We start from the raw sequence: 21,313 nt of genomic DNA on the forward strand, positions 1-21,313 counted from the left end.
CACGAGCGCCGCCCTCAGCACGGGCGCACCAAGAGAGCCGCCCTCAGCAAAGGAGCGGCAAGAGCGCCGTCAGACCCGCACCACGAGCGCCGTCGCCACCGCCATCAGGCCCTCGTCCCGGCCGGGGAAGCCGAGGCCGTCCGTCGTGGCGCCGGAGACCGAGACCGGTGCGCCCGCCGCCTCCGAGAGGATCTTCTGCGCCTCGTCGCGGCGTTTGCCGATCTTCGGGCGCGGCCCCACGACCTGGACCGCGATGTTCCCGATCCGGAACCCCGCCTCGCGCACGATCCGTGCCGCCTCCGCGAGCAGCGTCACCCCCGACGCCCCGGACCACTCGGGCCGCCCGGTGCCGAAGTGCTGCCCCAGGTCGCCGAGGCCGGCGGCGGAGAAGAGCGCGTTGCACGCGGCGTGCGCGACCACGTCCGCGTCGGAGTGGCCCGCGAGGCCGGGTCCCTCGCCGTCCCACTTCAGGCCCGCGCACCACAGCTCCCGCCCCTCCTCGAAGGCGTGGATGTCGGTGCCGATGCCCACCTGGGGCAGCAGCGGCCCACCCGGCGGCAGCCGGACATCGGACGCCTCAGAACCCATCGGTGAGCCTCCTGCGGGTCAGGACCGCCTCCGCGAGCACCAGGTCCAGCGGCCGCGTGACCTTGAAGGCCTCCTCGTGGCCGGGGACCACGACGACCGGCAGCCCGAGCTGCTCCACCATGCTCGCGTCGTCCGTGACGTTGTCCGTGACCGTCTCGTGGGCCTGGATCAGCGTCGCGCGGTCGAAGCCCTGCGGAGTCTGCACCGCGCGCAGCCGGGCGCGGTCGGGGGTGGCGACGACCGGTTCGGGCTCGCCGGGCGCGGCGGCCGGCCGGACCTCCTTCACCGTGTCGGCGAGCGGCAGCGCCGGGACGACGGCCGGCGCGCCCTCCCGTACCGCCTCGATCACCGCGTCCACCGTGTCCACCGGCACCAGGGGGCGGGCCGCGTCGTGGACCAGGACGATCCCGTACTCGGGCGGCAGGGCGTCGAGGCCGAGCCGCACGGACTCCTGGCGCGTCTCGCCGCCGGGGACGACCAGGAAGTCCGTCCTCTCCGGCAGCGCGTGCGCGTCGAGCAGCGACTTGACCTCGGCGGTCCCGTCGGGCGGGGCCACGACGATGACGAGGGAGACCGCGCGGGACGCCGCCATCGCGCGCACGGCGTGGATGAGCATGGGAACGCCACCGAGCGCGCGGAGCGCCTTGGGGGCACCCGGGCCGAGGCGTACGCCGCGGCCGGCGGCCGGGATCACCGCGGCGGTGCGGACGGCGGGCGGCTCGGTGGTCGAAGGGCGCGAAACGTCAGACATCGGTTCCTGTCAGGTTTGTGTGCTCGGCCGGTATGGGTATGGCCACACCGTGCCGGGCGCGACGCCTTGACCGGACCCTTCCGTGACTTCTGGTCGAGCCGACTGCCCGGGCCCGGCACGCCAAGTATCGGGGGTTTCCCCGTCAGCACAGGGATCGGGCAGGGCTTTCGCGTTCCGGCTGTTGCACCTGAGGTTCAGGCCGCGGCGTCATGGGTACGTCGGGCAGTGACGGGTACGAACATGCCGCAGCGCCCGGCGACATCTACTGTGTCATCGGGCACCGCGGCATCGCGTGTGTGCTGTGCGCCGGTCGGTCCACCGCGCTCCTGGCCGGGGAGCGAGCGGGCCGGTACGGGCGTCAGGACGCGAGGACCTCGTCGAGGAGAGCCTCGGCCTTGTCCTCGTTCGTGTTCTCCGCGAGGGCGAGCTCGCTCACCAGGATCTGCCGGGCCTTGGCGAGCATGCGCTTCTCACCGGCGGAGAGTCCGCGCTCGCGCTCACGGCGCCACAGGTCACGCACGACTTCCGCGACCTTGATGACGTCGCCGGAGGCGAGCTTCTCCAGGTTTGCCTTGTAACGACGAGACCAGTTCGTGGGCTCCTCGGCGTACGGCGCGCGCAGCACCTCGAAGACCCGGTCCAGCCCGTCCTGACCGACCACATCACGCACGCCGACGAACTCCGCATTGTCCGCTGGCACACGCACCGTCAGGTCGCCCTGGGCGACCTTCAGCACCAAGTAGGTCTTGTCCACGCCTTTGATCTGGCGAGTTTCGATGGCCTCGATCAGCGCGGCCCCGTGATGGGGATAGACCACGGTGTCGCCAACCTTGAACGTCATGTGACAGGTACCCCTTCCGTGGCTATCCAGGGTAACACGGAAACGGCGTCATCTGAATGGCGTTTTCGCAGGTCAGGGCATATCTCGGGGCTTGACAACCGCGACCGGAACGTGCTTCGAGGGGTGGCCGGAAGAGGGTATTCGCAGGTCGGAGCGGCTGCACGGGCGGGGTGAAACCCGGGTGTTACTCGCGCCGCAGGGCTCCGAGCGTGCCCGAAACATCCGCTTTTGTCCACCCTCAAGTGATCGACTTCCGCTACTCCGTTCGGTGCGCGGAGGCGGGTACGAGCCGAATCCGGAATTGATCAAGGGGTCCGGCGAGGCGCGGTTGGTCGCGTCGCTGATCGATTTTCGTCACCTGTCTCGCAACCGGCCTCGCATTCCTTACCGGAAATCCCCGGGGCGGGTGAGGAGACGCTTATGTGAATGCTGAGTCATGAGTGGTCAAAGTGGCAGATGGGACTGCTGGGAAGCAAGAGGAGCCCCGCACCGCCTCCGTGGCAGCGGTGGGGCGCGCTGCCGCCGGGGCGGGACCCGCGAGGCGAAGTGCCGGGCTTGGGGAGGGTCGGGTGCGGTGGCCCGGGGGCGGCTCGGTAACCTAAGGCCGCTGACAGATACTTAGGGCGGCTTTATCAGGGGGTCGCCCTGCTTCGCCCACGTACAAGGAGTTGCCGCCGCCGTGAGCAGCAGCCTTCGACGCGGCGCCCTCGCCGCCGCCGCCATCGCGTTCTCGATCGCCTCGCTCGCCGCCTGCGGCGCCGGCAACGACAGCCAGACGCTCCAGGTCAAGCCGGACAACGCGGCGACCAGCGTCGGAAACATCAAGATCCAGAACGCGCTCGTCATCACCCAGCCCGACCCGAAGTCCACCGGGCCCGCCGTGATCTCCGCGACGATCTTCAACGCAGGCCGCACGGACCAGACGCTGGACTCCATCACGGTCGAGGGCACCGGCAAGACCGCAGAGCTCAGCCCCGCCTCGGGCAAGGGCAGGCTGACCATCCCGGCCGGCGGCTCCCTCGTGATCGGCGGCAAGGGCAACGCCTCCGCGGTGCTGCCGAGCAGCCGGGAGGCCGTGCAGGACGGCAACGCGCAGAAGATCACGTTCAGCTTCAGCGAGGCCGGGGACGTGAGCCTGCGGGCGTTCGTGGTCCCCGCCGAGAGCTACTTCACCAAGTGGGGCCCGAGCAACATCCCGTCGCCGTCGGCCACCGCCTCCGCGTCCCCGGCCAGCTCGAAGCCGGGCTCCCCCAAGCCGTCGACGTCGGTGCAGGGTTCCCCGGCCGCCGGCGCCGAGGGGTCCCCGTCGGCGACCGCGTCGAAGTCCCCGAGCCACTGAGGCACGTCGGACCTCTACGACGAAGGGCGGCAACCCCAGCGGGGTGCCGCCCTTCGTCGTAGAGGTCCGCGGGGGCGGGCACGGTCGCCGACACTGCGGCACGCACCCACACGCGCGAAGGGCGGGCACTCCACCAGGAGTCCCGCCCTTCGTCGTGCGATGCGTGCGCCGACGCGCCGCCGCGGCCGTCATGGCTCACGGCTCACGGCTCACGGCTCACGGCTCACGGCTTACGGCTTACGGCTTACGGCTTACGGCTCGAACTTGTAGCCGAGGCCGCGGACTGTCACCAGGTACCGCGGGGCACCCGGGTCCGGCTCGATCTTGGCCCGCAGGCGCTTGACGTGGACGTCGAGGGTCTTGGTGTCACCCACGTAGTCCGCACCCCAGACCCGGTCGATGAGCTGCATACGGGTCAGCACGCGGCCCGCGTTGCGCAGCAGCATCTCCAGCAGGTCGAACTCCTTCAGCGGCAGGTCGACCTTCGCCCCGGAGACCGTGACCACGTGACGGTCGACGTCCATCCGCACCGGACCGGCCTCCAGCGCCGCCGGCGTGACCTCCTCCGGCTCGCCGCGGCGGCGCAGCACGGCCCGGATACGGGCGACCAGCTCCCGCGAGGAGAACGGCTTGGTGACGTAGTCGTCGGCCCCTATCTCCAGCCCGACGACCTTGTCGATCTCGCTGTCCTTGGCGGTCACCATGATGACGGGGACGTTGGAGCGGCCGCGCAGTTGGCGGCACACCTCAGTGCCGGGCAGACCCGGCAGCATCAGGTCGAGGAGGACGAGGTCGGCGCCGTTGCGCTCGAACTCGTCGAGTCCGTCGGGCCCGGTGGTCGCGACGGCGACCTCGAAGCCCTCCTTGCGGAGCATGTACGACAGGGCGTCGGAGAAGGACTCCTCGTCCTCGACGACGAGCACTCGGGTCACGGAAGGACCTCCGGGGCGGGAAGCGGTTCGTACGGGGTTGAGACGGTGGGGGTCGTCCCGTCGGGCCGGCCGTCCTCTTCATCGAGGTCGGACGGATGGTCGGTCGCACGGTCGCGGGCCGCACCCGCCTCCGGCAGCCGCAGGGTGAAGGTGGAGCCCTGACCCTCGGAACTCCACACCGTGACCTCCCCGCCGTGCGAGGCGGCCACATGCTTGACGATCGCGAGACCGAGGCCCGTGCCGCCCGTGGCACGGGAGCGGGCCGGGTCGACGCGGTAGAAGCGCTCGAAGATGCGCTCCTTGTCCTTGTCGGAGATGCCGATGCCCTGGTCGGTGACCGCGATCTCGATCAGGTCGCCGCCGTGCGCGGACACCCGGCGGGCGGCGATGCCGACGCGGGTGCGGGCGGGCGAGTAGTTGACGGCGTTCTCCACGAGGTTGCCGAGGGCGGCGGCGAGCTGTCCGCGGTTGCCCCACACGCGCAGATCGGCGGTGCCGCCGGCGGCCATGGTGATCTGCTTGGTGGTGGCCGCGTGCCGGCAGCGGTCGACGGCCTCGGCGACCAGTTCGTCGACGCGTACGGGCTCGGCGTCCTCCAGCGGGTCGTCGTTCTGCACCCGGGAGAGGTCGATGAGTTCCTGCACGAGGCTGGTCAGGCGGGTGGCCTCGACCTGCATCCGGCCCGCGAAGCGCTGCACGGCCTCGGGGTCGTCGGAGGCGTCCATCACGGCCTCGGAGAGCAGCGACAGGGCACCCACCGGTGTCTTCAGTTCATGGCTGACGTTCGCCACGAAGTCGCGGCGCACCGCCTCTATCCGGCGGGCCTCGGTGAGGTCCTCGACGAGCAGCAGGACCAGCCTGGAGCCGAGCGGCGCCACGCGCGCGGAGACGGCGAGCGCCTCCCCGCGTCCGGTGCCGCGCCGCGGCAGGTCCAGCTCGACCTGGCGTATCTCGCCGTCGCGCCGGGTGTCACGTGCCATGTGGAGCATCGGCTCGACGGCGAGCCTGCCGCCGCGGACCAGCCCGAGCGCATAGGCTGCGGAGCTGGCCTTGACAACGGCGTCGGCCTCGTCGAGGACGACGGCCGAGGAGCGCAGGACGGACAGCACCGTGTCCACGCCCGGCGGCAGCACGGGGTCGGTGTGCAGGGAAGTGCGGGTGGGGCGCTTCTGGTCGCGCTCGCTCCAGCGGAACGCCAGCATGGCGATGACGCCGGTGAGCACTCCGGCGATCGCTGCCGCTGCGGCGACCGCCGCGTTCACGTCCATGCGTCCAGATTAGGCAGCTCCTCGTACCTACCCACAGCCATCGGAGTGCGACCTCGAACACTCGTCGCCCAGAGTTCACCTGGGAGCCAGTATTGGTTCATTCGGGATGGCGGAAACAGTCGCGTACGGGCCGGAACGTGGGAGCGTGGGTGCGTAGGGCGCCGTGTCCGCCGTGTTCTCGTCATGGCGACGACGGGCCCCGGCCCCCGACCCCCCGGCCCCCCGGCCCCCGGAGCAGACGTAAGAGAGGGACACCCAGATGCGGGACGCGTACCACGAGGAACTTGACTCGATCGGTGACAGCCTGGTCGAGATGGCCCGGCTGGTCGGGTCGGCGATCGGGCGTGCCACGACGGCCATCCTCGACGCCGACCTGAAGCTGGCGGAGGCCGTGATCGAGGCCGACCAGAAGGTCGACGACCTCCAGCACGACCTGGAGGCGCGCGCGATAGCCCTCCTGGCCCGCCAGCAGCCGGTGGCGACGGATCTGCGCATCGTGGTGACGTCGCTCAGGATGAGCGCGGACCTCGAGCGCTCGGGCGACCTCGCCCAGCACGTCGCGAAGCTGGCCCGGCTGCGCTTCCCCGAGCGCGCCGTGCCGCACGACCTGCACGCCACCATTCTGGAGATGGGCCAGCTGGCCCAGCGTCTGATGGCCAAGGCGGCCGAGGTGATCGTCACCAAGGACGTCGACCTGGCGCTGCAGCTCGAGCAGGACGACGACGAGATGGACCTGCTGCACCGCGCCCTCTTCCAGCACCTGATCGACGAGCGCTGGAAGCACGGCATCGAGACCGCCGTGGACGTGACCCTGCTGGGCCGCTACTACGAGCGCTACGCCGACCACGCGGTCGCGGTGGCCAAGCGGGTGGTGTACCTGGTGACCGGCGAGCACGCGGACGCCCTCCAGCCCGATGTCCAGCCGGTGACGGGCGTCGAGGGCGCGTGACGGGGAGCCCGCAAGGGGCCTGAAGAAGGCCGGCCGGGCGTGTACGAGCCCCCGTGCGCCGTTGATGCGCCCGCCCCAGCGGGCATGCAATGGGCGGAGGCATCAGTCTCGACATCCTTCGAGGAGCGACTCATGGCCGAGACCCCGAGCACGTCAGACCCCACGCAGGAGCGCGAGACACAGCAGCCCGCCGAGATCGCAAGCCTGCCGCTGGTCGGCGCCTGCGGCTGCGGCTCCGGCTGCGGATGCGGATGCCAGTCGGGCGCGCCCTGCCAGTGCGGCTGACGGCACATCGCGCACGACAGCTCGAAAGCTCGACAACGGAACACGGACCTACGACGACGAGGGGCCTCGGCGCACTGCCGGGGCCCCTCGTATGCGTGGGGAAGCCCACGAGCGCAGCATGAAGGAGAAGGAAGGAAAGGAAGGAAAGGAAGGGAAGGGAAGGGAAGACGGGGGCGGACCAGGAACGAGGTACCCAGCCATGGCCCAGTTCATGGACATCCACCACGGTATGAAGGGCATCACGGCGGATCAGCTGATCGAGGCACACCAGGCCGACCTCGCCATCGAGAAGGAAGAGGGCGTGCACTTCCAGCACGCATGGGCGGACCCAGGGTCCGGAACGGTCTACTGCCTGTCCGAGGCCCCTTCGGCCGAGGCGGTCCAGCGCATCCACGAACGCGCAGGCCACAAGGCGGACGAGATCCACCCGGTCCCCCTGTCGGCCTGACGCCGACGCCGGACGGGCACCGGTGGTGGTGACCCCCACGCCTCGAACGGTTGACCGACACATGGCAATGATTGAGTAAAACGGCCTCCGCGGGAAATGGTGCGCACTCGCGCGGCGTTCGACTCCTTGGAGGGTGTTCCGCGCCGTCCGCACAGGCACGCCCGCAGCAAGGAGGAACGCCACGTGAGCCAGTACGTCACCAGGCTCGGGCGTCGCTCCCCGGCGACCACCTCGCGGCTGCGGCTGCCGCACCGCAGGCCCCGCCGTGTGGCCATGCTCTCCGTGCACACCTCACCGCTGCACCAACCCGGTACGGGTGACGCCGGCGGCATGAACGTCTACATCGTGGAGCTGGCCCAGCGGCTCGCCGACCTGGGCATCGAGGTCGAGGTCTTCACCCGGGCCACCACGGCCGCTCTGCCGCCGGCCGTCCAGCTGGCCCCGGGCGTGCTCGTCCGGCACGTCGACGCCGGACCGTACGAGGGGCTGGCCAAGGAGGACCTCCCGGCCCAGCTGTGCGCCTTCACGCACGGTGTGATGCAGGCGTGGGCCGGTCACCGTCCCGGCTACTACGACCTCGTGCACTCCCACTACTGGCTCTCCGGCCACGTCGGCTGGCTGGCCGCCCAGCGCTGGGGCGTCCCCCTGGTGCACGCCATGCACACCATGGCCAAGGTCAAGAACGCCAACCTCGCCGAGGGCGACACCCCCGAGCCCGCCGCCCGGGTCATCGGCGAGATGCAGATCGTGGCCGCCGCCGACCGGCTCATCGCCAACACCTCCGAAGAGGCCGACGAACTCGTACACCACTACGCCGCCGACCCCGGCAAGGTGGCCGTCGTCCACCCCGGGGTGAACCTGGAGCGCTTCCGGCCCGCCGACGGCCGGGCCGCCGCCAGGGCCCGGCTCGGCCTGCCGCAGGACGCGCTGATCCCGCTCTTCGCCGGACGCATACAGCCCCTCAAGGCGCCCGACGTGCTGCTGCGCGCCGTCGCCGTCCTCCTCGACGAGCGCCCCGAGCTGCGCTCCCGCATCGTCGTGCCCGTCGTGGGAGGCCCCAGCGGCAGCGGGCTCGCCAAGCCGGAGGGGTTGCAGAAGCTCGCCGCCCGGCTGGGCATATCGGACGTCGTCCGCTTCCGGCCGCCGGTGCGGCAGGACGAGCTCGCCGACTGGTTCCGCGCGGCGTCCGTCCTGGTGATGCCGTCGTACAGCGAGTCCTTCGGGCTCGTCGCGATCGAGGCACAAGCCGTCGGCACGCCGGTCCTGGCGGCCGCGGTCGGGGGGCTGCCCGTCGCCGTGCGGGACGGGCACACCGGGTTCCTGGTCGAGGGCCACGACCCCGCCGCGTACGCGCGCGTGCTGCGTGATTTCGCCGACGACGCGCAGCTGTGCGCCCGCATGGGCGAGGCCGCGGCCCGGCACGCCCGGTCGTTCGGCTGGGACGCGGCGGCCTCCGCGACCGCCGGGGTGTACACGGAGGCCATGCAGGCCCACCGCCGCCAGGCGCGCGCCCACCGCGGCTGACACCTCGCGTACGCTGCCTGGCATGTCCGATGAGCAGCGGGCCGCACAGGTCATCGAAGGGGTCCTGAAGGACGCCGAACTGGAGTGGGAGAGCCCGCAGTCGGGCTCGTTCGTCGTGAAACTCCCCGGGACGCGCAAGCTGTCGACGACCGTCTCACTGATCGTCGGCCGGCACTCGCTGTCCCTCAACGCCTTCGTGATCCGCCACCCCGACGAGAACGAGCCGGCGGTGCACCGCTGGCTGTTGGAGCGCAACCTCAAGCTCTACGGGGTGAGTTACGCCGTCGACCCGCTCGGCGACATCTACCTCACCGGCCGGCTGCCGCTGGCCGCGGTCACCCCGGACGAGGTGGACCGACTGCTCGGCTCGGTCCTGGAGGCGGCTGACGGCAGTTTCAACACCCTTCTGGAGCTGGGTTTCGCGTCCGCGATCCGCAAGGAGTACGCCTGGCGGGTGTCCCGCGGGGAGTCCACCCGCAACCTGGAGGCGTTCAGTCATCTGACCCAGCGACCCGAGAACTGACCTCCGGGCCCCGTACTTCATCGCCGCACGACCCCTTCCACACCGTGCGGCCCAGCGGCATCTCACGGCCGGCGCGCGCTCCGGCCTGGAGCTGTGCGGCACAACGGACGCCGTACGGCCGCGGAACCTGTACGGGGCGCAGCGGGGGCGGGGCGGCGGGGCCGTGACCGGGGCGGGCCGCCGTGGGACCGGCCCGCCTCAGGCCGCGCCGACCTCCGCCGCCCCCGCTGTCTCCTTCTCCGTCCCCCGCGCCGGCTCCTCCCCCGGGAGGCGGCGCATCAGCGCTGCGTAGCCGACCCCGGCCGTCGTACCGACCACCGCGCACAGGCCCCACAGCCATTCCGCGCCGAGCCGGTCGATGACGAAGCCGGACAGCAGCGGCGCGATGAGCGAGGCCACCGACCAGGACAGGGTGTACATGCCCTGGTAGCGGCCGCGCCCGTGCACCGGGGAGAGGCGTACCACGAGACCGGTCTGAGTGGGCGCGTTGACGATCTCCGCCAGTGTCCACACGCACACCGTCAGTGCGAAGACACCGACCGAGCCCGCGAAGGCGGTCAGCCCGAAGCCGTACCCCGCGAGCACGGAGGAGACCACCAGCAGCCGGCGCGGATCGCGGTGCTCGATGAAGCGGGTCACCGGGATCTGCAGCGCGACGATCAGCACTCCGTTGACGGCGATCGCCATGCCGTAGTCCGCGGGCGAGAACCCGGCCCGGCCCATGGCGACCGGCAGACCGACGGACCCCTGCTGGAAGACGAGCGCGACGAGGAAGGACAGCCCCACGACGCTCATGAAACGGCCGTCCCGCACGACGGTCCCGAGGCCGACGTCGCCCGCGGCGTCCTTGGCGGTGGGAGCGGGCCGCGACTCGGGCAGCTTCGCGAAGACGACGACCGCGCAGACCAACGTCATCCCCGCCTCGATCAGGAATCCGGCGAGATAGCTGAACTCGGCGATGAAACCCGCCGCCATGGAGGACACCGCGAAGCCGAGGTTGATCGCCCAGTAGTTGAGGGAGAAGGCGCGCACCCGGTCCTCGGGGCGCACGATGTCGGCCATCATCGCCTGCACGGCGGGCCGGGAGGCGTTGCTCGCCATGCCGACGAAGAAGGCGACGGCGGCGATGGAGACGGGGTCCCGCACGAACCCGAGCAGCGCCACGAACCCGGCGGTCGCCGTCTGCGCGATCAGCAGGGTGGGCCGGCGCCCCAGCCGGTCGGCCATCACGCCCCCGCCGAGCGAGGAGACGACACCGCCGAGCCCGTGCAGCGAGGCGACGAGCCCGGCGTACGAGGCGGAGTAACCGCGGTCCAGGGTCAGGTACAGCGCCATGAAGGTGGCGACGAAGGCGCCCAGCCGGTTGACGAGCGTGCTCGTCCACAGCCACCAGAACTCGCGGGGAAGCCCCGACACGGTCTCGCGGGCGGCACGTCTGACGGCGGCGATCGACATGAGGGTCCCCCACGGGCGTAGGCGCATGTAAGCGGCTCGAACGTTGATCACAACTTACAAACGCGGGGCACGGAGGGGCTACTCAATTAACAGATGCCGTCAACTGTCGTACGGCGCGGGAACCGTCCGCCGACCGGCTGTCCGCCTGCCGGGCGGGCCGTACGAGGGGGTGAATGCGTGGATTACGCTCTGAGGCATGGCCGACGCACCGTACAAGCTGATCCTCCTCCGCCACGGCGAGAGCGAGTGGAACGCGAAGAACCTGTTCACCGGCTGGGTGGACGTCAACCTGAACGAGAAGGGCGAGAAGGAGGCGGTCCGCGGCGGTGAGCTGCTCAAGGACGCCGGCCTGCTGCCCGACGTGGTCCACACGTCCCTCCAGAAGCGCGCGATCCGCACCGCGCAGCTGGCACTGGAGGCCGCCGACCGCCACTGGATCCCGGTCCACCGCTCCTGGCGCCTGAACGAGCGCCACTACGGCGCCCTCCAGGGCAAGGACAAGGCCCAGACGCTGCAGGAGTTCGGCGAGGAGCAGTTCATGCTCTGGCGCCGCTCCTACGACGTGCCGCCGCCCCCGATCGAGGACGACTCGGAGTTCTCCCAGGCCGACGACGCGCGCTACGCGACGATCCCGCCGGAGCTGCGCCCGAGGACGGAGTGCCTCAAGGACGTCGTCTTCCGCATGCTCCCGTACTGGTACGACGGCATCGTCCCCGACCTCCTGGCCGGCCGCACGGTCCTGATCGCGGCCCACGGCAACAGCCTGCGCGCCCTGGTCAAGCACCTGGACGGCATCTCGGACGCCGACATCGCCGGCCTGAACATCCCGACGGGCATCCCGCTCTCCTACGAACTGGACGCCGACTTCAAGCCGATCACCCCCGGCGGCACGTACCTCGACCCGGACGCGGCCGCGGCGGCGATCGAGGCGGTCAAGAACCAGGGCAAGAAGAAGTAAGCCAGACCGAAGAAGCCCCCTACCTGCAGTTTTGCTGGCAGGAGGGGGCTCTTCTCTGTGCTGGGGCCGTGTCCGGGCCGTCGGGCTCAGATGCGGCGGATGCTCACGCGGACCGCGACGAGGAGCGCCGCCAGGGCGACGACGGATTCGTCAGCGCCGGCCCGGACACCCAGCCAACCGCCGCCGAGACCGATGAGCGGGGACGGCAGAGGGCGGAAGGTGAGGTCGATGCGGAGGCCTCGGCGTGGCACCATGGCCTTCTCCATGTGGGTCATGTGTTGTCCGTTCTGTAGGCGATAACCGATCCCATGGAAAGGAGAGGCCGCCCCCGTACGGGCGGCCTCTCCGGTATATCGGTGGCAGGACCTTACTTGCCGTGTGGGGGTAATAACAAACCCGCAGCTAAAGCGGTTGCCCTCCGCCCCTAACTTGCATGTTGGCTTCTCTGGGCGGCCTCGCTGACGGTTGACGACCCCGGTAGGGCCTTGCCTTATTTGCCTGCAGGGAACCGTTGGACCATCGAACCAGAAATCCGTCAAACCAGAAATCCATTGTCCCATTGATCCATTGAACCGGTCCTCGGCCGGGCGGCCGGGCAGGCGGGCAGCCGGGCGGGCAGCCGGGCGGGCAGCCGGGCGGGCAGGCGGCCAGCTTGGTTTTGCGGAGACTCTGAATCCGAGGGAGCTTTCACGGATGACATTTACACTTTCAGCCGCCCATGGTTTCGCTGGAGACTCTGAATCCGAGGGAGCTTTCACGGATGACATTTACACTTTCAGCCGCCCATGGTTTCGCTGGAGACTCTGAATCCGAGGTAGTCTTCACGGATGACATTTACACTTTCAGCCGCCCATGGTTTCGCTGGAGACTCTGAATCCGAGGTAGTCTTCACGGATGACATTTACATTTTCAGCCGCCCATAGTTTCAACGGATGAGCGGCTCGCAGCGAGGGAGAAGGCTGAGGCCACAGCGTTACGGGTACGCTCCCGGCTTGACGGCATGAGGTGCGCATACACACGGAGCGTCAGGCCCGGGTCCGCGTGGCCGAGGTACTCGGCGACGGCCTTGATGTTCTCCCCAGCGTCCAGGAGCACCGAGGCGTAGAAGTGGCGGAGGGCGTGCATGCCGTTCTCGCGGGACTCGGCGTACGACTTGCCCGGCTTCCGGTGGGGGATCACCCCGGCCGAGGCCAGTGCCCGCTTCCACACCTCCTCGTTGAGGGACGTCCGCCAGACGTGACCACCGCGCGGGCCGGTGAAGATCAGTCGCTTGGTCACCGGAGGTCCGTCTGCGACCTTCCACGGCAACGTGATTTCGACCGGCGGGAAACGCTTCATGTGGGCCCGGAGTGCATCGGCGACTGGACCGGGCAGCGGCACGTCCCGGAGCTTGCCGCCCTTCGGTGGGGCGAAGACGGGCTTGCTGCGGCTCAGCTTGAGCTGCTGGACCACATGGAGGGTGTCCGACTCGAAGTCGATCGCGTCGACGGCCACGCCCAGGATCTCGCCTTGCCGAAGACCGCAGCCGCCGCCCAGGTCGACCATGGCTCGGTAGCGCTCGGGCATGCCGGCCCGGACGGCGAAGACGCGTTCCGCAGTCCAGGGCACGACGCGCTTGTTGTCCACAGTCGGTGGACGGACCGAGCGAGCGGCGCACGGGTTCCGGGCAAGGTGCCCGTCGTCCACGGCCGCGCTCAAGGCGGCACGCACGTTGGAGTAGATCGTCCGGGCATACGAGCCACGGACGCCGTTCTCTTGGAGCTGCCGCACCCAGTCACGGATGTGAGCGGGCTGGAAGGAGCCGAGGGGGCGCGAACCCAGGTACGGGTAGGCGTGCAGCCGAAGCTGCGACTCCATCGAGGCTTGAGTGTTCGGGTCCGGCGCGTGAGTCACCCACTTCTCGGCGTACTGCTGGAAGGTGATCCGGGCCGCGCGCGGGTCGAGGTACTGCCCCCGCGCCATGTCCGCCTCGGTCTGCGAGAGCCACTGTTCGGCAAGCCGCTTCTGCCGGTCGGGGAAGCTCTTGGACTTCTCAGTGCCGTCCGGGCCCACGTAGCCGGCGCGGTAGCGCATGCCCGTGCCGTAGCGCTCGGTCTTGACCTTGCGAGGGCGTCAGTAGTTCGCGTTCGAGAGCAGCTCGCCGTCCTTGTCGTAGACCGTCACGAGCCCGTTCTTGGACTCGTAGCACGACGTGAACGCGCTCGCGATCAGCTTGCCGTCGCCCTGGTGCGGACCTATGATGCCGCCGCTGTAGTCGGTGTAGACCTCGGCCGCGTCGAGGATGTCGTTCCGCTTGTCCGTGCCGGTCACCTTGGTGACGTGCTGCACGGCCTTCTTCTCGGTGGGCGTACCGGACTTGGCGACGCAGGCCTTGAACTGCTCAGCCTGCGTCTTCGTCTCCTCCGCGGGCGCCGGCTTGGCGCCGTCGGACTTCTTCGGCGCGCTGCTGGCGGCGACGGCCTTGTCCTTGTTGCTGGTGTCGGCGGAGTTGTCGGATCCGCCACCGGCGACCGCGGCCACGATGCCGATCAGGACGAACAGGGCGACGACGCCGAGACATCCGAGGCCGATGATCTTTCCGGCGTTGGACTTCTTCGGCGGCTGCGGCTGGAACGGCGGCGGCCCGTACCCCGGCTGCTGCTGGCCGCCCCAACCGGGCTGCTGAGGCTGCGGGTACTGCTGCTCGCTCATGTGTCCCCCCAGGGATGTAGATGCACGTTACAGGGATCGTGACTTGTGAATGAGCTGTGCGGTTGCGGAGAATCTGTGAACTTCACCTGATCGTGATAATCGCCCTGGAGCGCGACCGAGGCGGGCATGGGACGGGCCCCGCCTACCCCACCGCGGCGGCTGCACCATGTGGCGCGGCGAGATGGGCTACGTCTCCCGCGAGGACGCGCTCCTGGCGCTGCAAGACGACACCGTGACCATCGAGATGTGCGGCATCTGCAAGCCAGAGACCGGGCTGCGACCGGAGGGATAACAGGCGGCCATCGATCCCGCTACGTTGTCGCCCTCATCACGCCTTGGGGGGCGACATGAAGTTCGTGTGGGGATTCCTGACCCTGCTCTTCGGTGCACTTTCGTTCGGATTTGCCGTCAGCGCCATTCAGCCGTTGCACGACGCCAGCACGTCCGGCGCTCACAACAGCTACAGCGTCACCAGCGGCATCGGTGACGGCGCCTTGCGGCTCCTCGTCATCGTGCTGCTCGCGCTCGCCATGAGGGCCTGCTATCGGCGAGCCTCGCGCGGCAGCCAGCCGCGCACGCCGGGCCCCGAGCGGCGGCCCTGGGAACGCTGATAGCGCGAACGCCCGCCCCAGGTGGTGGGGCGGGCGCTGCGGTCTCCGGGGGCATCTCACCCGGATGCGGCATTGGTCCCGAGGGGCGCGGCATTGGGCCAGCCATTCCGCGGTCGGCCCGCACGTTCAGGATGCCACGTCAGGCTTGTCCAGGCTGGGCCCTCGGTCGGCCGGCGGTGCTTGGACTTCGACGCTGAGTTTTTGGATCTTCCCGCCGAAAGAGACGCGCGCTTCGACTTCCTCACGGCCCGTGGCGCCTGTGCGGCGGGCGTCCTGGACGAACGCCTCCAACTCGTCCAGGGTCATGACCTGCTTCTTCGGCGCGGAGTGTTCGACCTTCTTCAGTGCCATGCGCGAGTTCCCCTCCTCTGGTGGGTGGTCAGGATGCCACGACATCAGGACTGCGGGTGGGGGGGGTGTGGTGTGCCGGCCGGACACGGTCCTCGGGCGAGCACGACGCCCCGTTGCCCGTGCTGGCGGATTTCCGTGCCCGGTGTCGTGAGAGCGCGGCACCGGGCACGGAAAGGCTGCTTAGTGGTGGTGCCACCAGTAGAGCGCGAGCGCTGCGACCCCGCTGAGACTTGCCTTCACACCCGTGCGCATGAGCTCGTCTCCAGCGGCGCTCAACAGTCGCCGGAAGTGGTTCCGCGCCCCGCGTTCCGCGAGGTGGGTGCGTATCCGGTCGCATGTGTGGGCAGTGCGGGCGATCTTGGGTGTAGGCCGCTGACGGTGGCAGCGCCTACACTTCTTGGTGCTGGAGATGTCGACCCCCTTTGGTTGACGTTTCTGACGGTGTTGGCGGCCTCCTGCGTAGGACCAGGGGGCCGCCGCTGTTTCCGGAGGAGGCCCTGTGGCCGCGTCGACCATTCTTACGCACCCCACTGACAGCAGGTGACTCTCAGGGTCAAGCCCAACGGCACCTCGTGCTCTTGCTGTTGGCGGGCCATCACACAGACGCCCGGGTCAGCTTCGGGCAGGTGTCGGCCGCCAAGTCCGGTCCTCGCACATGGTGTTGATGTAGCCCTCGGCATACGCGACGCGAGATCCCTGCACGTCAAGCCTGTTCGCAGGCGTGTTTCACGTGGAACAGTGAACTTCGCGAAGGGCGGGTCGCTCCGCTCGTAGTCGCACTTCACCGTCAGTCTTGCCGTACCCGTTCTGCTGATTCGGCGTCGGCGCGAACTTCCCTAAGATGTCGATGACCTTATAGTCGGCCTCCGCCGCGTTCTCGATCTGCGTGCCCAGCTTGCCGAACACGTCGATCTCGAGCAGCACCTTCTGCTCCTCGGAGAGGAACTCCTTCTCCTCGTTGAAGAACTTGGAGTGCCGGATCCCCGCGGCGATGGTCCCAGCACGCGGACCTGCTTCAGGAACGGCAGTCCTCGGATGAGCGCGACGACGCCCCGTCTCCTCCGTCGTCGTGAAGGACGTCCGTCACCGGGTCCCCTGGTGACTGGGGCATGTCAGGCCACCCAGCGCGGGCTGCCGAGCCCGAGCCACGGGTGCCAGATCGTGCGAGGAAACGACGGGGAACAGCGGTTACTGATCTGCCGAACGAACACGCGTCGGCACCGCTTCAGTGCAGGTACCTCGCATCTGTGGTCGGCACTCACTACCGTGTCAGACTTGTGCCAGATACTGCGGGGAATCACGGGGAATACCGGGACACGAATTCCGCGGTCATCGGGCGCCGACACGGCTCCGCCGCAGGTCAGCATAGCGATCGGCCCCGGATCACCTCAGCTTCCCAAGCTGAGGGCTTGGGCACCGTGATTACGGTCCGGCCGGCGCGGCTTGCTCTGGTCGACGGCACCTGCAGCGTGGCGGAGGCGGTTGGGGGTGCAGCGAGGCATACGCGCGCGTGATCGGTCGGCGTCCTCGCCGTCGTGGCTGGCTGTCGTCGGCTGAGCACAGACGAACCCGTATCCAGCTCTGAGCAGACGTCACCAGTCACCCCCGCTTCGGCTGGCGCGGCAGGACTGTGCATCCTGGGCACCATGACGAACCCCGAAGGCCCGTACGTGAAGGTGCACTTCCGGCTTGAGGTCGAGGACGACTGGCCCCCGGCGTCGGTTGAGAGCCTCTGGGCCGTCGACCAGGGCGACGGCACCGTGCGGCTCGACAACATCCCCTGGTTCGTCCGAGGTATTGCCTGCGGCGACATCGTGGCCACCGAGCCAGATGAGGAAGGCGTGCGATGGGCCGGCGAGGTGGTCCGGCGTTCGGAGAACTGCACTATCCGCCTCATCGTGTTCCGTGACGGCGGCTCGGGAGCTGCACGGCAGAGCGTGATCAACGCTTTTGAAAGACTCGGCGTCGACGGCGAGGGCATAGAGCGGTTCGGCATGGTTGCCCTGGACGTCCCGCCCACCGCCGATCTCGCCAAGGTGCAAGGGCTGCTAAAGCACGGCGTAGCTAAGGAGTGGTGGGACATGGAAGAGGGGTGCATCACCGCGCAGTGGCGGGCCGCCTCCGCCGTTTGACGCCGTCCATGTGCCCCATGGCTGGGCCATCTCTGGGCCGTCCGAGGCCGCTCGACAGCGGCCAATGACGACCAGCGGCGACCACCAGGCGCACGAGCCCCCCCCCGGCCCCTGACCAGCAAAAGCCCAGCTCACCAAGATCCCCGGCAAGACCCAGGGCAAGAAGAAGTAACCCTGCCTGATCAAGGCCCCTGCCTGCGGATCAGCCGCTGGTAGGGGCCTTGGTGCTGGGCCGGGGCCGTGTGCCGGGCGCGGACCCCACGGGTCGTACCGCAGATCCTGGGCGTTGGTCAGGCGGCGGCCCGGGAAGCGGCGCGCAGCGGCGCGAGCGCGGTGCTCCAGGCGACGACCTGGTCCAGCAGTGTGTCCAGTGCGGCGGCGCTGTGGTCGGCCGGCTTGAGGGTGGTGTAGTTCTCGAACTCGGTCATCAGTGACAGCATGACCTGCCGGCCCACGCAGGCCATGTCCAGCGCGCCGCAGACCAGCCGTAGTTGTTCGGCCGCCCGGGCGCCGCCGACGACGCCGTACGAGACGAACCCGACCGCCTTGTTGTTCCATTCCGCAAAGAGGTAGTCGAGGGCGTTCTTGAGCACCCCGGAGGTGGAGCTGTTGTACTCGGGTGTGACCAGGACGAACCCGTCGAACGAGGCGATGCTGGCCGCCCACGCCTGCGTGTGCGCGTGCTGGTAGTGGCCGTGCATGGCCCCCAGCGGCTCGTCCAGGTGGGGCAGCGGGTGGTCACGCAGGTCGATCAGCTCGAACTCGGCGTCGGTGCGGCGCGATGCGGTGTCATGGACCCACGTGGCGACTTGTTCGCCGTTGCGGCTCGGGCGGGTGCTGCCGAGGATGATCCCGATCCTGATCACGTCCGATTCTCCTGTTCTGTCTGTGGTGCAGCTGGTGCGATCGTTTGTGGTGCGGCGCATCTGTCAGCGGGCGTCCGCACCGCGCGGGGGCACGGAGCCCGTCAGGGGGCTCTCGTCGAGGTACCGGATCTCGTAGACGCGTTCGGTGAACTTCCAGCCGTCCGGGGTGCGCTGGTAGCGGTCGTGGTAGATGGCGTAGTTCACCCCGGACCGGCCGTCGCGGCCGCGTCCGACTTCCGACATGTACGCACGGCCGGACGCGGTGTCGCCGTCGAGCCGGATCAGGCCCGGATGGGTGTTCTGCACCAGGAAGTCCACGAACTCCGGTACCCGTCGGCCCCAGGCGCGGATCTGCTCCTGGCCGGTCATCTCGGCGGGGATGTCGGGCATCCGCCACACACCGTCCGGTGTGAACAGCGATGCGACACGGTCGTAGTCGCGCATCATCACCGCGTCGGTGAACTCACCGCGCAACGCCTCGATCTCGACCCGGTCCGCGATCGCCTGAAAGTCGCTCATCGTTTCCTCCCTGTCACAGCCACGGGGGGGCTGCTGTGCCGGTGTCAGCAGTACGACGGCGCAGCTCCCCCAGATGTCAGGCGGGACGCCGACCTCACATTCCGGTGCGCTGTCCCGTCGATCCGGTGAGTGCGCATCCGATCGACGCAGGGCAAGGGGAGGACCGTGACCACCGGAGACGATCAGAACCTGGACGCGATCACGAGCGAGCGGCGTCAGCTGATCAATCTCGCCTACCGGCTGCTGGGCTCCCTGGCCGAGGCCGAGGACGCCGTCCAGGAGACGTACGCCCGCTGGTACGCCATGTCCCGCCGGCAGCAGGACGCCATCAAGTCCCCCGGCGCCTGGCTGACGAAGGTCGCGAGCCGTATCTGCCTGGACCTGCTCGGCTCGGCACGGGCCCGGCGTGAGCGCTACGTGGGTGAATGGATCCCCGAGCCGCTGCCCGGACCCACCCCATGGACCACCGGGTCGGCCGGCAGCGGGGCCGACCCGGCCGACAGGGTGACGCTCGACGAGTCGGTCAGCATGGCCTTTCTCGTCGTGCTCGAATCGATGACCCCGGCCGAACGCGTCGCGTTCATCCTGCACGACGTCTTCCGCTACTCCTTCGCCGAAGTCGCCGAGATCGTCGGCCGCACACCCGCCGCCTGCCGTCAGCTGGCCTCCTCCGCCCGCCGCCGCATCCGCGCCTCCCAGACGCCCGCGACCTCGGCGGCCCACCAGGCCGGCATCGTCAGGGACTTCAAACAGGCATGGCAGGCCAAGGACATCAGTGCCCTCATCGGCCTCCTCGACCCCGACGCCACAGTGATCGCCGACGGCGGCGGCCTCACCAGAGCCTCACGCCACCCCATCGAAGGCGGCGAGCGGATCGCGCACTACCTGACCGACCTCTTCACGAGGGCACCCGACACGGTGACCGTCGTGGAACGCACGGTCAACGGCCGGCCCGGCCTGGTCGCCCAGCAGGACGGCCGCACCGTGGCGGTGTACGCGTTCGACATCGCCGGCGATCGGATCACCCACATCTGGGCGGTGCTCAACCCCGAAAAGCTCCGCCCCTGGACGACGGGCTGACCCGGGTCGTCGAGCGCGACATGCTCGGCTGTCTTCGTCGCTTCGGAGACCGGTCGTAAGGTGCTGTGCGTGAACGGGACCCCGCACTTGCCGACGCAAGAAGACATGGAACTGATCGAGTTGGCCCAGCGCATCGTGGAGGCCAACGGCGACGGGGAGGTGCACACGGTCGGCGCCGCTGTCCGGGATGCCCGGGGACGCATGTTCGGTGGCATCAACCTCTACCACTTCACCGGCGGGCCCTGTGCGGAGCTCGTGGCACTCGGGCATGCCCGTGCGGCGGGGGCGCGTGACCTGACGACGATCGTTGCGGTCGGCGACCGGGGCCGCGGTGTGCTCGCGCCGTGCGGTCGTGACCGACAAGTCCTCCTCGACCACCATCCAGGTATCCGCGTCCTGGTTCCGACGCCCGATGGAGTCCGCAGCATCTCCATAGCCGACCTCCTGCCGCACAGCTATGTGTGGGCGGAGCAGGCCATACCCTCCGAACCGGGCTGTCCTGAGACGGCCAGGCAGTCCCTGCACTTCCATCGGGACTATCTCGACGCCGTCCGCACGGGACGGAAGACGACGACCGTACGCCGGGACCCGGTTGCCACGGGACCGGTCGACATGGTCTTCGAGCTGGATGAGGAGGTGGTCCTGGAGGGTGTCGTCACGCAGATCACGTCGAAGAAGGTCGGCGAGCTGACCGAGCAGGACGCCATCGCCGACGGTTTCCGCGATCTCGCAGAACTCCACGACAGACTGCGGTACCACTACCCCGACATCCGTTCCGCCGATGACATCGCCATCGTCCACTTCCGCCTGGCCGACGCCTGACGGGTACGTGTGGGACTGCGCGGTGAGCTGTGTGATCGCGGAACGCCGCGCGTGTCGGGATTTCGAACAGCTGGTATTCAGCGATGGTCTGGAACGCCATGCGCCGATAGACCGGAACGCCCAAACTGCTGGCCTGGAGCGTGCCTACCCAAGCTGCTGGCCTGGAGCGTGCCTATCCGCGCTCCGCGTTCACGCCCGGCCCGCAGGGCGGCTGCGGTGAGGCGGAGAAGGTCGTCGCGAGCCTGGTCCACTTCCTCGTGTCCCCGGCCGGCAGCTACATCACCGGCCAGGTCATCGGCGTCGACGGCGGCTGGGGAAGCACCGCCCGCTCGATCTTCGCGAGCTGAGCCGACGGCGTCAGGCGCCTGCCCACCCAGCTG

24 protein-coding genes and 1 pseudogene are annotated in these 21,313 nt (G+C 69.3%); 12 read left to right on the forward strand and 13 right to left on the reverse strand.

The window, feature by feature from the left end:
• Positions 1-69: 69 nt before the first annotated feature.
• The 3 genes from ispF to SY2F82_RS22740 form a co-directional block, all read right to left on the reverse strand.
• Positions 70-588: a 2-C-methyl-D-erythritol 2,4-cyclodiphosphate synthase gene (gene ispF, locus SY2F82_RS22730; protein WP_200420992.1), complete on the reverse strand. Its 519-nt coding sequence runs from the start codon at positions 586-588 to the stop codon at positions 70-72.
• Complete coding sequence (ispD, locus tag SY2F82_RS22735) at positions 578-1,339, reverse strand: 2-C-methyl-D-erythritol 4-phosphate cytidylyltransferase (RefSeq protein ID WP_200420993.1); 762 nt, start codon at positions 1,337-1,339, stop codon at positions 578-580. The genes ispF and ispD overlap by 11 nt, the downstream gene beginning before the upstream one ends.
• A gap of 358 nt (positions 1,340-1,697) precedes the next feature.
• Positions 1,698-2,180 carry a CarD family transcriptional regulator gene (locus SY2F82_RS22740; RefSeq protein ID WP_003953493.1) on the reverse strand — a complete coding sequence of 161 codons (483 nt, stop codon included), beginning with the start codon at positions 2,178-2,180 and terminating at the stop codon, positions 1,698-1,700.
• A gap of 679 nt (positions 2,181-2,859) precedes the next feature.
• Here SY2F82_RS22740 and SY2F82_RS22745 point away from each other — a divergent pair.
• Entirely contained in the window at positions 2,860-3,519 is a 660-nt protein-coding gene (locus SY2F82_RS22745; RefSeq protein ID WP_200420994.1) for a DUF461 domain-containing protein, read from the forward strand.
• Positions 3,520-3,770: 251 nt separating this feature from the next.
• On the opposite strand, the gene SY2F82_RS22750 is transcribed toward SY2F82_RS22745, so the two are convergent.
• Both SY2F82_RS22750 and SY2F82_RS22755 read right to left on the reverse strand, forming a co-directional pair.
• On the reverse strand, positions 3,771-4,451 hold the full coding sequence (locus SY2F82_RS22750; protein ID WP_200420995.1) for a response regulator transcription factor: 681 nt from the start codon (positions 4,449-4,451) through the stop codon (positions 3,771-3,773).
• A complete protein-coding gene (locus SY2F82_RS22755) occupies positions 4,448-5,719 on the reverse strand; it encodes a cell wall metabolism sensor histidine kinase WalK (protein WP_200420996.1) in 1,272 nt (423 codons plus the stop codon). The genes SY2F82_RS22750 and SY2F82_RS22755 overlap by 4 nt, the downstream gene beginning before the upstream one ends.
• Before the next feature lie 259 nt (positions 5,720-5,978).
• On the opposite strand from SY2F82_RS22755, the gene phoU reads away from it, so the two are divergent.
• From phoU to SY2F82_RS22775, 4 genes are all read left to right on the forward strand, one after another.
• Positions 5,979-6,668: a phosphate signaling complex protein PhoU gene (phoU, locus tag SY2F82_RS22760; RefSeq protein ID WP_200420997.1), complete on the forward strand. Its 690-nt coding sequence runs from the start codon at positions 5,979-5,981 to the stop codon at positions 6,666-6,668.
• 484 nt (positions 6,669-7,152) lie between these two features.
• Entirely contained in the window at positions 7,153-7,401 is a 249-nt protein-coding gene (locus SY2F82_RS22765) for an SCO4226 family nickel-binding protein (RefSeq protein ID WP_200420998.1), read from the forward strand.
• Between the two features lie 183 nt (positions 7,402-7,584).
• The gene (mshA, locus tag SY2F82_RS22770; RefSeq protein WP_200420999.1) at positions 7,585-8,925 is read left to right on the forward strand and encodes a D-inositol-3-phosphate glycosyltransferase; all 1,341 of its coding nucleotides are present in this window, start codon (positions 7,585-7,587) and stop codon (positions 8,923-8,925) included.
• A 22-nt stretch (positions 8,926-8,947) separates the two neighbouring features.
• Positions 8,948-9,448, forward strand: a complete 501-nt coding sequence (locus SY2F82_RS22775) for a YbjN domain-containing protein (protein ID WP_200421000.1) — start codon at positions 8,948-8,950, stop codon at positions 9,446-9,448.
• Between the two features lie 198 nt (positions 9,449-9,646).
• Here SY2F82_RS22775 and SY2F82_RS22780 read toward each other — a convergent pair whose 3' ends face one another.
• Positions 9,647-10,903 (reverse strand): MFS transporter, encoded by a 1,257-nt coding sequence (locus tag SY2F82_RS22780; protein WP_200421001.1) that lies wholly within the window; start codon positions 10,901-10,903, stop codon positions 9,647-9,649.
• A 196-nt stretch (positions 10,904-11,099) separates the two neighbouring features.
• Between SY2F82_RS22780 and SY2F82_RS22785 the strand changes: the two genes are divergently transcribed.
• A complete protein-coding gene (locus SY2F82_RS22785; protein WP_200421002.1) occupies positions 11,100-11,861 on the forward strand; it encodes a phosphoglyceromutase in 762 nt (253 codons plus the stop codon).
• Between the two features lie 86 nt (positions 11,862-11,947).
• On the opposite strand, the gene SY2F82_RS22790 is transcribed toward SY2F82_RS22785, so the two are convergent.
• The 3 genes from SY2F82_RS22790 to SY2F82_RS22800 form a co-directional block, all read right to left on the reverse strand.
• A complete protein-coding gene (locus SY2F82_RS22790) occupies positions 11,948-12,136 on the reverse strand; it encodes a hypothetical protein (protein ID WP_200421003.1) in 189 nt (62 codons plus the stop codon).
• Positions 12,137-12,770: 634 nt separating this feature from the next.
• Entirely contained in the window at positions 12,771-13,934 is a 1,164-nt protein-coding gene (locus tag SY2F82_RS22795; RefSeq protein ID WP_236041734.1) for a tyrosine-type recombinase/integrase, read from the reverse strand.
• Between the two features lie 39 nt (positions 13,935-13,973).
• The gene (locus SY2F82_RS22800; RefSeq protein WP_200421004.1) at positions 13,974-14,552 is read right to left on the reverse strand and encodes a hypothetical protein; all 579 of its coding nucleotides are present in this window, start codon (positions 14,550-14,552) and stop codon (positions 13,974-13,976) included.
• A 145-nt stretch (positions 14,553-14,697) separates the two neighbouring features.
• On the opposite strand from SY2F82_RS22800, the pseudogene SY2F82_RS39065 reads away from it, so the two are divergent.
• Together SY2F82_RS39065 and SY2F82_RS22805 are read left to right on the forward strand one after the other, a co-directional pair.
• Positions 14,698-14,844, forward strand: a pseudogene (locus SY2F82_RS39065) (DUF6233 domain-containing protein); the annotation flags it as partial.
• A 55-nt stretch (positions 14,845-14,899) separates the two neighbouring features.
• Positions 14,900-15,163, forward strand: coding sequence for a hypothetical protein (locus tag SY2F82_RS22805; RefSeq protein ID WP_200421005.1), 264 nt, complete (start codon positions 14,900-14,902; stop codon positions 15,161-15,163).
• 126 nt (positions 15,164-15,289) lie between these two features.
• Here SY2F82_RS22805 and SY2F82_RS22810 read toward each other — a convergent pair whose 3' ends face one another.
• Complete coding sequence (locus tag SY2F82_RS22810; protein ID WP_200421006.1) at positions 15,290-15,514, reverse strand: hypothetical protein; 225 nt, start codon at positions 15,512-15,514, stop codon at positions 15,290-15,292.
• Between the two features lie 726 nt (positions 15,515-16,240).
• The gene (locus SY2F82_RS22815) at positions 16,241-16,438 is read right to left on the reverse strand and encodes a hypothetical protein (protein ID WP_200421007.1); all 198 of its coding nucleotides are present in this window, start codon (positions 16,436-16,438) and stop codon (positions 16,241-16,243) included.
• A 722-nt stretch (positions 16,439-17,160) separates the two neighbouring features.
• On the opposite strand from SY2F82_RS22815, the gene SY2F82_RS22820 reads away from it, so the two are divergent.
• Positions 17,161-17,646, forward strand: coding sequence for a DUF4265 domain-containing protein (locus SY2F82_RS22820; protein ID WP_200421008.1), 486 nt, complete (start codon positions 17,161-17,163; stop codon positions 17,644-17,646).
• A 290-nt stretch (positions 17,647-17,936) separates the two neighbouring features.
• Here SY2F82_RS22820 and SY2F82_RS22825 read toward each other — a convergent pair whose 3' ends face one another.
• Entirely contained in the window at positions 17,937-18,512 is a 576-nt protein-coding gene (locus SY2F82_RS22825) for an NADPH-dependent FMN reductase (RefSeq protein ID WP_200421009.1), read from the reverse strand.
• Positions 18,513-18,575: 63 nt separating this feature from the next.
• Complete coding sequence (locus SY2F82_RS22830; protein WP_200421010.1) at positions 18,576-19,031, reverse strand: nuclear transport factor 2 family protein; 456 nt, start codon at positions 19,029-19,031, stop codon at positions 18,576-18,578.
• A gap of 165 nt (positions 19,032-19,196) precedes the next feature.
• Here SY2F82_RS22830 and sigJ point away from each other — a divergent pair, with 165 nt between their 5' ends.
• The 3 genes from sigJ to SY2F82_RS22845 all read left to right on the forward strand — a co-directional run bounded on the left by sigJ (position 19,197) and on the right by SY2F82_RS22845 (position 21,280).
• Positions 19,197-20,111: an RNA polymerase sigma factor SigJ gene (gene sigJ / locus SY2F82_RS22835; RefSeq protein WP_200421011.1), complete on the forward strand. Its 915-nt coding sequence runs from the start codon at positions 19,197-19,199 to the stop codon at positions 20,109-20,111.
• A 105-nt stretch (positions 20,112-20,216) separates the two neighbouring features.
• A complete protein-coding gene (locus SY2F82_RS22840) occupies positions 20,217-20,933 on the forward strand; it encodes an ASCH domain-containing protein (RefSeq protein WP_200421012.1) in 717 nt (238 codons plus the stop codon).
• Between the two features lie 140 nt (positions 20,934-21,073).
• Entirely contained in the window at positions 21,074-21,280 is a 207-nt protein-coding gene (locus tag SY2F82_RS22845) for an SDR family oxidoreductase (RefSeq protein ID WP_200421013.1), read from the forward strand.
• Positions 21,281-21,313: the final 33 nt, after the last annotated feature.

It is taken from the genome of Streptomyces sp. Y2F8-2 (assembly GCF_014905555.1).
Lineage (GTDB): Bacteria > Actinomycetota > Actinomycetes > Streptomycetales > Streptomycetaceae > Streptomyces > Streptomyces cynarae.